Here is a 14,947-nt window from a genome sequence, read left to right on the forward strand (position 1 = left end):
CAACGGACGTTTTCCGGCCAATTAGTTGATGGGCACCTGACAACCACTCGCCAGTGGTGGCACTCTTCCCGGCAGCCGCCACCCGGATCCCCACAGCACCACCCGGGCGGCCGCGACACCAGCTCCACCAGCACCGCAACCCCCCACACGCTCCATGGTTCTGCCTCGCTCTGCCCGGACGGCCGCTCCGCCGCCCGGTCCCCCTCGGCCGCCCCTGCATGTCGCGGCCCCGCAGAAGGAGTCAGTGTGAGACGCACCCCCCATAGACCCACCCCGCAGCGCCGTGCCGTGGCGACCGGCGCGCTGGTCGCGGTCACCGCTCTCCTGGCCGTCGGCGTCCAGGCCGGTACCGGCGCGGCCGCCAGCCCGCAGGGCGGTCCCGCCGCCCGCCCGGGCCCGCACGCGGCACCCGCCGCCGGTGCGCTGCCCGCCAAGCTCTCCCCGTCCCAGCGGGCCGAACTGATCCGCACGGCGAACGGCACCACCGCCGCCACCGCCCGGCAGCTCCAGCTCGGCGCCAAGGAGAAGCTGGTCGTCAAGGACGTCGAGAAGGACGTCGACGGCACCGTGCACACCCGGTACGAGCGCACCTACGAGGGGCTGCCGGTGCTCGGCGGCGACCTCGTCGTGCACACCGCGAAGACCGGTGCGGTCAAGGGCACCACCAAGGCCCTCAAGAAGGCCCTCACGGTGGCCTCCACCACCGCCACCGTCGCCCCGTCCGCCGCCGCGACCAAGGCGGTCTCCGCCGCCAAGTCCCTCGGCTCGACGAAGACCGCGGCCGACCAGGCCCCGCGCAAGGTGGTCTGGGCCGCCGACGGCACCCCGCGGCTGGCCTGGGAGACGGTGGTCGGCGGGCTCCAGGACGACGGCACGCCCAACCAGCTGCACGTCATCACCGACGCCACCACCGGCGCGAAGATCTTCCAGTACCAGGGCATCGAGAACGGCGTCGGCAACAGCGAGTACAGCGGCAAGGTCACCATCGGGACCTCCGGTTCGGCGCCGAACTTCACGATGACCGACGGCACCCGCGGCGGCCACAAGACCTACAACCTCAACCACGGCTCGTCCGGCACCGGTTCGCTGTTCACCGACGCCGACGACACCTGGGGCGACGGCACCGCCGCCAACCCGCAGACCGCCGCCGTGGACGCCGCCTACGGCGCCCAGGAGACCTGGGACTACTACAAGAACGTGCACGGCCGCACGGGCATCCGCGGCGACGGCGTCGGCGCGTACTCCCGCGTGCACTACGGCAACAGCTACGTCAACGCCTTCTGGGACGACAGCTGCTTCTGCATGACGTACGGCGACGGCGCCAACAACGCCGACCCGCTGACCGCGCTGGACGTGGCCGGCCACGAGATGTCGCACGGCGTCACCGCCGCCACCGCCAACCTCACCTACAGCGGCGAGTCCGGCGGCCTCAACGAGGCCACCTCGGACATCTTCGGCACCGCCGTGGAGTTCTACGCCAACAACCCGGCCGACCCCGGTGACTACCTCATCGGCGAGAAGATCAACATCAACGGCGACGGCACCCCGCTGCGCTACATGGACAAGCCGTCCAAGGACGGCGCCTCGGCCGACTACTGGTCGAGCACCGTCGGCAACAAGGACGTGCACTACTCCTCCGGCGTCGCCAACCACTTCTTCTACCTGCTGTCCGAGGGCAGTGGCGCCAAGGACATCAACGGCGTCCACTACGACAGCCCGACCTACGACAACCTCCCGGTGCCGGGCATAGGCCGGGCCAACGCCGAGAAGGTGTGGTTCAAGGCGCTCAGCCAGTACATGAGCGCCAACACCAACTACGCGGGCGCCCGTACCGCCACCCTCCAGGCCGCGGCCGACCTCTTCGGCCAGGGCAGCGCCTCGTACAACACGGTCGCCAACACCTGGGCGGCGGTGAACGTCGGCGCCCGCGTCCCGGACGGCGGCGTCACCGTCACCAACCCGGGCAACCAGACCAGCACCGTCGGCCAGGCGGCCAGCCTCCAGATCAAGGCCAGCAGCGGCACCGCCGGCGCGCTGTCGTACGCGGCGACCGGACTGCCCGCCGGGCTGTCCCTCGACGCCTCCACCGGTCTGATCTCCGGTACGCCGACCACCGCCGGCAGCGCCACGGTCACCGTGACGGTCACCGACGCGGCGAAGAAGACCGGGACCGCGTCCTTCACCTGGACCGTCAACCCGGTCGGCGGCGGCAACGTCTTCGAGAACAACACCAAGGTGGCCATCCCGGACGCCGGCGCGGCAGTCACCTCGCCGATTCCGGTCAGCCGCAGCGGCAACGCCCCCAGCGGCCTCAAGGTGACGGTGGACATCACCCACAGCTGGCGCGGTGACCTGGTCATCGACCTGCTGGCCCCCGACGGCACCGCGTACCGGCTGAAGAACTCCAGCCTCTCGGACTCGGCCGCCGACGTGAAGGCCACGTACACCGTCAACGCCTCGGCGAAGGCCGCGAGCGGCACCTGGAAGCTGCGCGTCCAGGACGTCTACGCGGGCGACTCGGGCACCCTCAACGGCTGGAAGCTGACGTTCTGACAGCAACCGGTAATACTCCCGTCACTCTGATGTGACAGAGCGGGCAGTCCGTCGGACAAATCCCGCCGATCGCGACAACTGATCCACTGCACAGCCGAGTTGGGCGTCGTTCCCGGATCCCCGGGGGCGGCGCCCTCCTCCGTTATCCGGACATCGATCACCTCTCTACGGACGATTTTCGGCCAACCTCCGATCACCCCGCTGACATGCACGCGCTCAAATGGCAGTGTTCCCGACGCATGTCACACCCGCATCGCTTTGCACCCCCACCACTTGGCAAAGTTGAAGGAGCACGCGTGACCCCCCACATATCTCGTAAGACCCGTGTGACCGGTTCGGTCGCCGCCGCCGCGGCCCTGCTCGTCGCCGGCATCACGGCCGCCGGTACCGCCGGCGCCGCCCCCGCCACCGCCCCCCACGGCGGTGCGCCCCTCGCGCTCAGCACCTCGCACCGCGCGGAGCTGGTGCAGGACGCGCAGGCCGCCACGGCGCAGACCGCCAAGACCCTGGGCCTGGGCGCGCAGGAGAAGCTGGTCGTCAGGGACGTCATCAAGGACACCGACGGCACCGTGCACACCCGCTACGACCGCACCTACGCCGGCCTGCCGGTGCTCGGCGGCGACCTGGTCGTGCACACCGCCAAGGGCGGCGCCGTCAAGGGCGTCAGCAAGGCCACCAAGGCGAACGTCACCGTCGCCTCGACCACCGCGAAGATCGCCCCGAAGGCCGCCGCGCTGGCCGCCGAGTCGACCGCGACCAAGACCATCGGCGCCAAGAAGGTCGACGCGCCGGCGCCCCGCAAGGTGATCTGGGCCGCCAAGGGCACCCCGGTGCTGGCCTACGAGACCGTGGTCGGCGGCGTCCAGAAGGACGGCACGCCCAACCAGCTGCACGTCATCACCGACGCCAACACCGGCAAGAAGCTCTTCCAGTACCAGGGCATCGAGAACGGCGTCGGCAACAGCGAGTACGCCGGCAAGGTCGACCTCACGACCAAGAAGGGCGCCAACGGCTACGAGCTGACCGACGACACCCGCGGCGGCCACTCGACGTTCGACCTGAGCGGCAGCGAGAGCGGCGACGGCAAGCTGTTCACCAACTCCACCGACACGTGGGGCGACGGCAAGCCCAGCAACCCGCAGACCGCCGCCGTCGACGCCGCCTACGGCGCCCAGGAGACCTGGGACTACTACAAGAACGTGCACGGCCGCAGCGGCATCAAGGGCGACGGCAAGGGTGCCACCTCCCGCGTCCACTACGGCCAGAACTACGTCAACGCGTTCTGGGACGACAGCTGCTTCTGCATGACGTACGGCGACGGCCAGGGCAACAACAAGCCGCTGACCGCCCTCGACGTCGCGGGCCACGAGATGTCGCACGGCGTCACCGCGGCCACCGCGAAGCTGGAGTACAGCGGCGAGTCCGGCGGCCTGAACGAGGCGACGTCGGACATCTTCGGCGCCTCCGTCGCGTTCTACGCGAAGAACCCCGAGGAGCCGGGCAGCTACTTCATCGGCAAGAAGATCGACATCAACGGCGACGGCAAGCCGCTGCGCTACATGGACAAGCCCTCCAAGGACGGCCAGTCCCTGGACAACTGGAGCGCCGACGCCGGCAACGTCGACGTCCACTACTCCTCCGGCATCGCCAACCACTTCTTCTACCTGCTGTCCGAGGGCAGCGGCCCGAAGGACGCCAACGGCGACCACTACGACAGCCCGACCGCGGACGGCTCCAAGGTCACCGGCATCGGCCGGGACAAGGCCGAGAAGATCTGGTTCAAGGCGCTGACCACGTACATGACGTCGACCACCGACTACAAGGCGGCCCGCGAGGCGACCGTCAAGGCGGCCACCGACCTCTACGGCGCGGGTGGCGCCGAGGTCAAGGGCGTCGAGTCGGCCTGGGCCGGCGTCAACGTCAAGTGACACCCGGCAACAACGCATAGCGTCAACCGGCCGCGCACCGCGGCCGGTTGACCGCACCGCACCGGCGTGGCCGGGGGAGCGATCCCCCGGCCACGCCGGCTTTTTTCGGCCAGCTCTCCGCCGCCGATCCCCGCCGGGCGGCGGCGCCCACCGGCGCCCCCGGCCCGCCGACCCCGCCCCGTACGGTCACCCGTTCGCCGATCGGCCACGCACGCCCCTCCCCCGGACAGGCATTCCGCCCCGCCCGCCCCAGCCCAGGGGCGACCCCCCGGCGCCCCGTACTGCCGGGTCCGCCGATATGGCCAATTCCACCCCCTCAGGCGGTCTTGTACGGACTCCCGCACGGCGAGAGGCTGCGGGGGTGGCGCCGACGGGCCCCGGCGCGGCAACGGACTTCCGCACACCGCAACTCCGCTGTGATCAGACCGAGTTGAGGAGGCGAACGCCGACCGTGTCAGCACCGAGCCGCAGTCGCCCACCAGGGCGGCGGCCCGCGCCCACCGGAGCACACGGCGTGAGCGGTTACGTATCGGTAGTTCACATTCCCGCGGCTTTCCCCCGCGCCGCACACGGGAAGGCTCACCGGGTACACCGCTCCGCACCCCCGGCCGGCGGGGCCCGATCCGGCCCGCCGTGCCATCCGCCAGCAGAGTGAAAGCGGACAGGAGCGCCCATGCCCGCACCCCGCCCCCCTGCCGTGGAGCGGATAGAAAGGACAAAACCCCTCAAAGCATCACAAACCCAGGTGAGCCCATGATCGGTCGCATCCCTGTACTGGACATCCGCCCGCAGATCGATTGCGGCCGCCGCCCGGCCAAGGCCGTGGTGGACGAAACCTTCGAGGTCTCCGCCACGGTCTTCCGAGAAGGCCACGACGCGGTCGCCGCGAACGTGGTGCTGCGCAACCCGGCGGGCCGCTGCGGCCCGTGGACCCCGATGCGGGAGCAGGCACCGGGCACCGACCGGTGGACCTGCGAGGTCACCCCCGACGTCGAGGGGCGCTGGACGTTCACCGTGGAGGCGTGGTCCGACCCGGTCTCCACCTGGCGCAAGCACGCCGCAGTCAAGATCCCGGCCGGTATCGACACCGAACTGGTCCTGGCCGAGGGCGCCGCACTGCACGAGCGGGCCGCCGGCGAGGTCCCCAAGAGCGACGGCCGGGAGTCGGTGCTGACCGCCGTCGACGCGCTGCGCGACGCCACCCTGCCGGCCGCCACCCGCCTGGCCGCCGCGCTCGCCCCGCAGGTCACCGAGGCGCTGGACCGCCACCCGCTGCGCGAACTGCTCACCGTCTCCCGCCCGATGCCGCTGGTCGTCGAGCGCCGAAGAGCCCTGTACGGCTCCTGGTACGAGCTCTTCCCGCGCTCCGAGGGCGCCGTGACCGCCCCGGACGGCACGGCCGTCGGCGGCACCCTGCGCACCGCCGCCGAGCGGCTGCCCGCGGTCGCCGCGATGGGCTTCGACGTGGTCTACCTCCCGCCCGTCCACCCGATCGGCACCACCCACCGCAAGGGCCCCAACAACGCGCTGTCCGCGGGGCCGCACGACGTCGGCTCCCCCTGGGCCATCGGGTCGCCGGCCGGCGGCCACGACGCGCTCCACCCGGACCTGGGCACCTTCGAGGACTTCGACCACTTCGTACGGACCGCCCGCGACCTGCGGATGGAGGTGGCACTGGACTTCGCCCTCCAGTGCTCCCCGGACCACCCCTGGGTCACCCTGCACCCGCAGTGGTTCCACCACCGCGCCGACGGCTCCGTCGCCTACGCGGAGAACCCGCCGAAGAAGTACCAGGACATCTATCCGATCGCCTTCGACGCCGACTTCCGCGGGCTGGTCCGGGAGACCGAGCGGCTGCTGCGCTTCTGGATGGCCAAGGGCGTCCGGATCTTCCGGGTGGACAACCCGCACACCAAGCCGGTGGCCTTCTGGGAGAAGGTCCTCAGCGACATCAACCGCACCGACCCCGACGTGCTCTTCCTGGCCGAGGCGTTCACCCGCCCGGCGATGCTGCACACCCTCGCCCAGGTCGGCTTCCAGCAGTCGTACACCTACTTCACCTGGCGCAACACCAAGCAGGAGCTGACCGACTACCTCACCGAGCTGAGCGGCGAGAGCGCCGGCTACCTGCGGCCCAACTTCTTCGTGAACACCCCCGACATCCTGCACGCGCACCTCCAGGAGGGCGGCCGCCCGGCCTTCGAGGCCCGCGCCGTCCTGGCCGCCACCCTCTCCCCCACCTGGGGCGTCTACGCGGGCTACGAACTGTGCGAGGCGACCGCACTGCGGCCCGGCAGCGAGGAGTACCTGGACTCCGAGAAGTACCAGCTCAGGCCCCGCGACTGGGACACCGCGGCCCGCACGGGGCGGACCATCGCCCCGCTGATCACCGCCCTCAACCGCATCCGTCGCCGCCATCCCGCCCTGCAACAGCTGCGCAACCTGCACTTCCACCAGGTCGACAACGACGCCGTCCTCGCGTACTCCAAGCGCGCGGGAAACGGCGCGGAAGCCGACACGGTGCTCACGGTGGTCAACCTCGACCCGCACCACACCCACGAGGCGACGGTGTCGTTGGACATGCCGGAACTCGGCCTCGGCCGGCACGAGTCCTTCCCGGTGCGCGACGAGCTCACCGGCGACACCTACCACTGGGGCAGGGACAACTATGTGCGCCTGGAGCCGGGCAGCTCACTCGCGCCGGCTCACGTGCTGTCGCTGCGACCGTCCTCACCGATCGGAGGGTCACCCAATTGATCGTCAATGAGCCTGTTCCCGACACGTTCGAAGACACCCCGGCGAAGGACCGCGACCCCGACTGGTTCAAACGGGCGGTCTTCTACGAGGTGCTGGTCCGCTCCTTCCAGGACAGCAACGGCGACGGAGTCGGGGACCTCAAAGGCATCACGGCCAAGCTCGACTACCTGCAGTGGCTGGGGGTGGACTGCCTCTGGCTGCCGCCGTTCTTCAAATCCCCGCTGCGGGACGGCGGCTACGACGTCGCGGACTACACCGCGGTGCTCCCCGAATTCGGCGACCTGGCCGACTTCGTGGAGTTCGTGGACGCCGCCCACCAGCGCGGCATGCGGGTCATCATCGACATGGTGATGAACCACACCAGCGACCAGCACCCGTGGTTCCAGGAGTCCCGCACCGATCCGGACGGCCCGTACGGCGACTACTACGTCTGGGCGGACGACGACAAGCAGTACGCCGACGCTCGGATCATCTTCGTCGACACCGAGGTCTCCAACTGGACCTTCGACCCGGTCCGCAAGCAGTACTACTGGCACCGCTTCTTCTCCCACCAGCCGGACCTCAACTACGAGAACCCGGCGGTCCAGGAGGAGATGATCTCGGCCCTGCGCTTCTGGCTCGACCTGGGCATCGACGGCTTCCGGCTGGACGCGGTGCCCTACCTCTACGCCGAGGAGGGCACCAACTGCGAGAACCTGCCGGCCTCGCACGCCTTCCTCAAGCGGGTCCGCGCCGAGATCGACGCGCAGTACCCGGACACCGTGCTGCTCGCCGAGGCCAACCAGTGGCCGGAGGACGTGGTCGACTACTTCGGCGACTACGCGGTCGGCGGCGACGAGTGCCACATGGCCTTCCACTTCCCGGTCATGCCACGCATCTTCATGGCGGTCCGCCGGGAATCCCGCTACCCGGTCTCGGAGATCCTCGCCAAGACCCCGCAGATCCCCTCCGGCTGCCAGTGGGGCATCTTCCTCCGCAACCACGACGAGCTGACCCTCGAAATGGTCACGGACGAAGAACGCGACTACATGTACGCGGAGTACGCCAAGGACCCGCGGATGCGCGCCAACATCGGCATCCGCCGCCGCCTGGCCTCCCTCCTGGACAACGACCGCAACCAGATCGAGCTGTTCACCGCGCTGCTGCTGTCCCTGCCCGGCTCGCCGATCCTCTACTACGGCGACGAGATCGGGATGGGCGACAACATCTGGCTCGGCGACCGGGACGCGGTGCGCACCCCGATGCAGTGGACCCCGGACCGCAACGCCGGGTTCTCCTCCTGCGACCCCGGCCGGCTGTTCCTGCCGACCATCATGGACCCGGTCTACGGCTACCAGGTCACCAACGTCGAGGCCGCGATGAGCTCGCCCTCGTCGCTGCTGCACTGGACCCGCCGGATGATCGAGATCCGCAAGCAGAACCCGGCCTTCGGGCTCGGCAGCTACACCGAGCTGCCGTCGTCCAACCCCGCGGTGCTGGCCTACCTCCGGGAATCCCCGGGCAAGGACGGCACCGACGACGACCTGGTGCTGTGCGTGAACAACTTCTCCCGCTTCGCGCAACCCACCGAGCTGGACCTCCAGGCGTTCAGCGGCCGCCATCCGGTGGAACTCATCGGCGGCGTCCGCTTCCCCGCGATCGGCAAGCTGCCGTACCTGCTGACCCTGGCGGGCCACGGCTTCTACTGGTTCCGACTCCGCAGGAACGCGCACCAGGCGGGCTAGGTCGCGTCCGATGGACCAGGGTCGGACCGGCCCCAGGGCCCGGCGGAACCGTGCCGTCACCGGATCCGGCCCCCGGGAAGTCCTCGCCCGTACGCGACCGTCCGGCGCGTACGGGCGTTTTTCGACCTTTCGCTCGGGCAACCTCCCTACTACCGCACGGGCCGGGTGGGCCATGGACGGTCCCCGGGCCCGGGTGGGCGCCCCTGCTCGTGAGAGCTCGGGGAGGGCACCGCCGCGCAGCGAAGCGAACGTCGAAAACGCCGAAAACGCCACGCCGTACGGACGATCTAGCCCGACACGTCCCGCACGGCCGCATCGTAAAGGCCGCATTCCGGGACACTTTGCCCTGTCTGTCGTGTGCCCGGGGAAAGGACGCGACGCCATGTCGGACACCGCCTCGACCCGCGCCACCCGCCACACCCCTGACCGCTCACCGGTCGCCGCACCCGATCTGCTGTCCTCACTGGTGCCGCTGCTGGCCGAGTGGGTGCCGCGACAGCGCTGGTTCGCCGGCAAGGGACGGCTGCTCACCGGCTTCACGCTGGTCGCCGCGACCGAACTGCTGCCGGGCACCGGCGAAGGCGGCGCGCCGGGCCTGCTCCAGCTGCTGGTCCGCGCCCAGCAGAGCGCCCCGCCCGGCCGCGCCCCGACCGTCGGCGACTGCTACCAGCTGCTGCTGGGCACCCACCCCGCGCCGCCGCCGCACCTGGCGCCCGCGGTGGTCGGCCGCCCGACCGGCGGCCCGCTGCGCGGCCGCACCGTCTACGACGCGCTGCTGGACAACCGGCTGTGCGGGCTGCTGCTGGAGCGGCTGCGGGTGCCGGGCCGGATCGGGGCGCTGCGCTTCTGCCGCGAACCGGACGTCGACATCCCCTCCGGGCTGACCGCCCGGCCGATCGCGGTGGAGCAGTCCAACTCCTCGATCGTCTATGGCGATACGTTCATCCTGAAGGTCTTCCGGCGGATCGAGCCGGGGATCAACCCGGATCTGGAGCTGCCGCGGGCACTGGCCGGCGCCCAGTGCGCCCGGGTGCCGGCGCCCGCCGCGTGGTTCGAGTCGGCGACCCCCGAGGACGGCGGTGAGGCGACGACCCTGGGCGTCCTCCAGCCCTTCCTCGCCGGCTCCGCCGACGGCTGGCAACTGGCCCTCGACGCACTCGCGGTCCGCGCCGACTTCACCCGCTCGGCGCGGGCCCTCGGCCACGCCACCGCCGAGGTGCACACCGCGCTCGCCCAGGCGCTGCCCACCACCGAGCTTCGCCGCCCGCAGCTGGACGCGATCGCCGCCCAGATGAACGAGCGGCTGGAGGCCACCGCCCGCGCGGTGCCGGTGCTCCAGCCCTACCGGGCGCGGCTGCGGACCGCGTTCGACGCGCTCGCCGCGATGGGGCACGACGGCCGCAGTTGGGCCGCCCAGCGCATCCACGGCGATCTGCACCTGGGGCAGACGCTGCGCTCCGTCGAGGGGGGCCGCTGGGCGCTGATCGACTTCGAGGGCGAACCGGCCCGGCCGCTGACCGAGCGGCGCCGCCCGCAGCCGGCCGTCCGCGATGTCGCCGCGATGCTCCGCTCGTTCGACTACGCCGCCCGCAGCGGCCCGGCCGGCGGCGACCCGTGGGCGCTGGACTGGGCCCACCGCACCCGTGCCGCGTACTGCCTGGGCTATGCCGAGGCCGGCGGCCTGGACCCGCGCTCCGCCCCGGAGCTGATGCGGGCCTACGAGACCGACAAGGCCGTCTACGAGGTGCTGTACGAGGCCCGGCACCGGCCCGACTGGCTGGCGGTGCCGATGGCGGCGATCCGGCGGCTGGCGGCCTGCGGGGACCCGGGGGCCGGCTGAGTCCGCGCCCGTGGGGCGGCCGGTGCCGGCCCCGCCCCGTACGCCGTCCGCCGTCCGCCGTCCGCCCGGAACCGACCGACCGATCCCGCCGAGGAGGCCCCACCCGTGACCGCCCGCCCCTCTCCCCCCGCCACCCCCGATCCCGCACCCCGCCCGGCCCCGGCCGGTGCGGCCCCGACCGGCCCGGCCTCGGTGCGCCCGGCCGCCGGCGGTTCCGGCGTGCGCCGGGCCGCGCCGCTCTCCGCCGAGGACCGCGGGCGGCTGCTCGCCGGGGCGCACCACGACCCGCACGCCCTGCTCGGTGCGCACCCGGTGCCCGGCGGGCTGGCCGTCCGGGCCCTGCGGCCGTTCGCCGAGGCCGTCACGGTGGTGGCGCCGGGGCTGCGGGCGACGCTGCACTCCGAGGGGGACGGCCTGTTCTCGGGGCTGCTGCCGCTCCGGGACATCCCCGACTACGCGCTGCTGGTCGACTACGGCGACACCGCCTCGACCGCGCCGGACCCGTACCGCTTCCTGCCGGCCCTCGGCGAACTGGACCTGCACCTGTTCGCCGAGGGCCGGCACGAGCAGCTGTGGCAGGCGCTCGGGGCGCACGTCATGACGCACCAGGGGGTGGCCGGCACCCGCTTCACCGTGTGGGCGCCCAACGCCCGGGGGGTCCGGGTGGTGGGGAACTTCAACCGCTGGGACGGCACCGGCGCCCCGATGCGGTCGCTGGGCTCGTCCGGGGTGTGGGAGCTGTTCCTGCCGGGCCTCGGCGAGGGCGAGCTGTACAAGTTCGAGATCACCCGGCCGGACGGGTCGAAGACGGTCCGGGCCGACCCGATGGCCCGCCGCACCGAGTGCCCGCCGGCCACCGCCTCGGTGGTGCACGCCTCGCACTACGGGTGGCGGGACGCCGACTGGATGGCCCGGCGCGGCGAGCGCCCCGTGCACGCCTCCCCCTTCTCCGTCTACGAGCTGCACCTCCCCTCCTGGCGACCCGGCCTGACGTACCGCCAACTCGCCGCGCAGCTGCCCCCGTACGTCAAGGACCTGGGCTTCACCCACGTCGAGTTCATGCCGGTGGCGGAGCACCCCTTCGGCGGCTCCTGGGGCTACCAGGTGACCGGTTTCTACGCGCCCACCGCCCGGATGGGCACCCCGGACGACTTCAAGTTCCTCGTCGACGCCCTGCACCGGGCCGGGATCGGGGTGCTGATGGACTGGGTGCCGGCGCACTTCCCGCGGGACGACTGGGCGCTGGCGGAGTTCGACGGGCGGCCGCTGTACGAGCCCGGGGACCCGGCGCGGGCCGCCCACCCCGACTGGGGCACGCTGGAGTTCGACTACGGCCGCACCGAGGTGCGGAACTTCCTGGTCGCCAACGCGGTGTACTGGTGCGAGGAGTTCCACATCGACGGGCTGCGGGTGGACGCGGTCGCCTCGATGCTCTACCTCGACTACTCGCGGGAGGAGGGCGGCTGGACGCCGAACGTCCACGGCGGCCGGGAGAACCTCGACGCGGTCGCCTTCCTCCAGGAGATGAACGCGACGGTCTACCGCCGCTGCCCCGGTGTCGTCACCGTCGCCGAGGAGTCCACGGCCTGGGACGGCGTCACCCGCGCCACGCACCATGTGGGGCCGGGCGGCTTCGGCGGGCTGGGCTTCGGGCTGAAGTGGAACATGGGCTGGATGCACGACTCCCTCGGCTACGTCGAGAAGGAGCCGGTGCACCGCAAGTACCACCACGGCGAGATGACGTTCTCCATGGTCTACGCCTACTCGGAGAACTACGTGCTGCCGATCTCGCACGACGAGGTGGTGCACGGCAAGCGCGCGCTGGTGTCGAAGATGCCCGGCGACTGGTGGCAGCAGCGCGCCAACCACCGGGCGTACCTGGGCTTCATGTGGGCCCACCCGGGCAAGCAACTGCTCTTCATGGGGCAGGAGTTCGCCCAGGGCGCGGAGTGGGCCGAGCGGCACGGCCCGGACTGGTGGCTGCTGGATCCGTCCTACGAGGCGGAGTCGGACCACCGGGGCGTGCGCGACCTGGTCCGGGAGCTGAACCGCCGCTACACGGCCACCCCCGCGCTGTGGGAGCGCGACACCGACCCGGCCGGCTTCTCCTGGATCGACGGCGACGCCGGTGAGGACAACGTCTTCTCCTTCCTCCGCCACGCCGCCGACGGCAGCCCGCTGATCGCGGTCAGCAACTTCTCCCCCGTCGTCCGGCACGACTACCGGCTGGGCGTCCCCGGCGACGTCCCCGTCTGGCGCGAGGTCCTCAACACCGACGACCCGTGCTTCGGCGGCAGCGGGATCGCCAACGCCGATCCGCTGAAGACCGAGCCGGTCCCCTGGAACGGCCGCCGCACCTCGGTCGCCGTGGTGCTGCCCCCGCTGGCCACGGTCTGGCTGGCGCCCGCCTGAGGACGCCGGGCCGCCGCCGGCCACAGACCCGGCGGCGGCCCGGTCCGGCGGCGCGCGGAAGGGGCGGGCGCCCGCGGCACCCGCCCCTTCTCCCCTCCTGCGCGCCCAAGGCACCGCCCGGTGCGGCGGCCGGTCCGATCCCACCGGGCCGGCCCCGGGCGAGCGTCAGACCGTGGCGGACGCCTTGCCGCCGCCGGTCGGCACGGTGTCGGTGCCGGTGCCGGTGTCGGTGCCGACTTCCGCGTCGGCGTCGGGCAGTGTGCCGTGGCCGTCCGCGGTCAGCGTCCGTTCGTCGAACGGCAGCCGGCCGGCCAGCACTTCGGCGACCCGGGCCTTGTCGATCTCCTTGGTCCAGGTGCCGATCAGGACGGTGGCCACCGCGTTGCCGGCGAAGTTGGTCATCGCCCGCGCCTCGCTCATGAAGCGGTCGATGCCGACGATCAGGCCGACGCCGTCGACGAGTTCGGGCCGGTGCGACTGGAGGCCGCCGGCCAGCGTCGCCAGGCCCGCGCCGGTGACCCCGGCCGCACCCTTCGAAGCGATGATCATGAAGACCAGGAGCGAGACCTGCTGGCCGAGGGAGAGCGGCTTGTCCATCGCCTCGGCGACGAACAGCGAGGCCATGGTCAGGTAGATGGCGGTGCCGTCGAGGTTGAAGCTGTAGCCGGTCGGGACGGTGATGCCGACGACCGGGCGGCTGACGCCCAGGTGCTCCATCTTCGCGATCAGCCGGGGCAGCGCCGACTCCGAGGAGGAGGTCGACAGGATCAGCAGGAACTCCCGGCCGAGGTACTTCAGCAGCGCCAGCACGTTCACCCCGGCGACCAGCCGGAGCAGCGTGCCGAGCACCACGACGACGAAGAGCAGACAGGTCAGGTAGAAGCCGACCATGATGACGGCCAGCGACTTCAGGGCGCTGATCCCGGTGGCGCCGACGACCGCGGCCATCGCGCCGAAGGCCCCCACCGGCGCCGCCCACATGATCATCGAGAGCACCCGGAAGACCAGCTTCTGGATGTGGCCGATGCCGCGCAGCACCGGCTCGCCGGCCTTGCCGAGCGCCTGCAGCCCGAAGCCCACCAGCAGCGCCACCAGCAGGGTCTGGAGCACCTCGCCCTGGGTGAAGGCGGAGACCAGGGTGGTCGGGATGATCCCGAGGAGGAAGTCGGTGGTGGACTCGTGGCCGCCGGCGGTCTGGGCCTGGCCGGCGTGCCGGAGCGCGTCGGTCAGGTGCAGGCCGGAGCCGGGGTCCAGGAGGTTGCCGACGAGGAGGCCGATGGCCAGTGCCACGGTGGACATCAGCATGAAGTAGCCGAGGGCCAGCCCGCCGACCGCGCCGACCTTGGCGGCCTTACGGACCGAGCCGACGCCCAGCACGATGGTGCAGAAGATCACCGGCGAGATCATCATCTTGATGAGGTTGACGAACCCGGTGCCGAGCGGTTTGAGCTCGACGGCGACGCCGGGCGCGGCGAATCCCACGGCGATGCCGAGCAGGACGGCGCCGATCACGGCGAGGTAGAGGAAGTGGGTCCGGTCCCGCTTGGCCGGCGGAGCGTCCTCGGCGGTGCCCCGGGACGACGGGGTCTGTGCAGCCACGTGCTGCCCTACCTTTCTGACAGGGGGCCTCGGTTCTGCGCCGGTGAAGCGACTCGCGGCGCACAACAAGTCCCGGCGACTATGCACGTCGCTGTGGCGCCCGTCACCCTTGCGTACATTTCGTTCACGTAAAA

At 71.6% G+C, this 14,947-nt stretch carries 7 protein-coding genes; 6 read left to right on the forward strand and 1 reads right to left on the reverse strand.

All coding sequences use genetic code 11. The features are described 5' to 3' along the window. Positions 1-246 precede the first annotated feature (246 nt). From CG747_RS01355 to glgB, 6 genes are all read left to right on the forward strand, one after another. Positions 247-2,553: a M4 family metallopeptidase gene (locus CG747_RS01355; protein WP_100599718.1), complete on the forward strand. Its 2,307-nt coding sequence runs from the start codon at positions 247-249 to the stop codon at positions 2,551-2,553. Between the two features lie 296 nt (positions 2,554-2,849). Further along, positions 2,850-4,481 (forward strand): M4 family metallopeptidase, encoded by a 1,632-nt coding sequence (locus tag CG747_RS01360; protein ID WP_100599719.1) that lies wholly within the window; start codon positions 2,850-2,852, stop codon positions 4,479-4,481. A 753-nt stretch (positions 4,482-5,234) separates the two neighbouring features. Further along, positions 5,235-7,238: an alpha-1,4-glucan--maltose-1-phosphate maltosyltransferase gene (locus CG747_RS01365; RefSeq protein ID WP_100599720.1), complete on the forward strand. Its 2,004-nt coding sequence runs from the start codon at positions 5,235-5,237 to the stop codon at positions 7,236-7,238. Continuing rightward, on the forward strand, positions 7,235-8,962 hold the full coding sequence (gene treS / locus CG747_RS01370) for a maltose alpha-D-glucosyltransferase (protein ID WP_100599721.1): 1,728 nt from the start codon (positions 7,235-7,237) through the stop codon (positions 8,960-8,962). The genes CG747_RS01365 and treS overlap by 4 nt, the downstream gene beginning before the upstream one ends. A gap of 382 nt (positions 8,963-9,344) precedes the next feature. Continuing rightward, the gene (locus CG747_RS01375; RefSeq protein ID WP_180985340.1) at positions 9,345-10,802 is read left to right on the forward strand and encodes a maltokinase; all 1,458 of its coding nucleotides are present in this window, start codon (positions 9,345-9,347) and stop codon (positions 10,800-10,802) included. A gap of 192 nt (positions 10,803-10,994) precedes the next feature. Further along, entirely contained in the window at positions 10,995-13,214 is a 2,220-nt protein-coding gene (glgB, locus tag CG747_RS01380) for a 1,4-alpha-glucan branching enzyme (RefSeq protein WP_100600050.1), read from the forward strand. A 165-nt stretch (positions 13,215-13,379) separates the two neighbouring features. On the opposite strand, the gene CG747_RS01385 is transcribed toward glgB, so the two are convergent. Next, complete coding sequence (locus CG747_RS01385; protein ID WP_257980168.1) at positions 13,380-14,813, reverse strand: cation:dicarboxylate symporter family transporter; 1,434 nt, start codon at positions 14,811-14,813, stop codon at positions 13,380-13,382. Between the last annotated feature and the right edge of the window lie 134 nt (positions 14,814-14,947).

It is taken from the genome of Streptomyces sp. CB02959, from assembly GCF_002803155.1.
In the GTDB taxonomy this organism is placed as follows: Bacteria; Actinomycetota; Actinomycetes; order Streptomycetales; family Streptomycetaceae; genus Streptomyces.

What these genes read in the sequence shown, in the direction of transcription:
- CG747_RS01365 (WP_100599720.1), top strand. Translation starts at nt 5,235, where the DNA reads ATGATCGGTCGCATCCCTGTACTGGACATCCGCCCGCAGATCGATTGC.
- CG747_RS01375 (WP_180985340.1), top strand. Translation starts at nt 9,345, where the DNA reads ATGTCGGACACCGCCTCGACCCGCGCCACCCGCCACACCCCTGACCGC.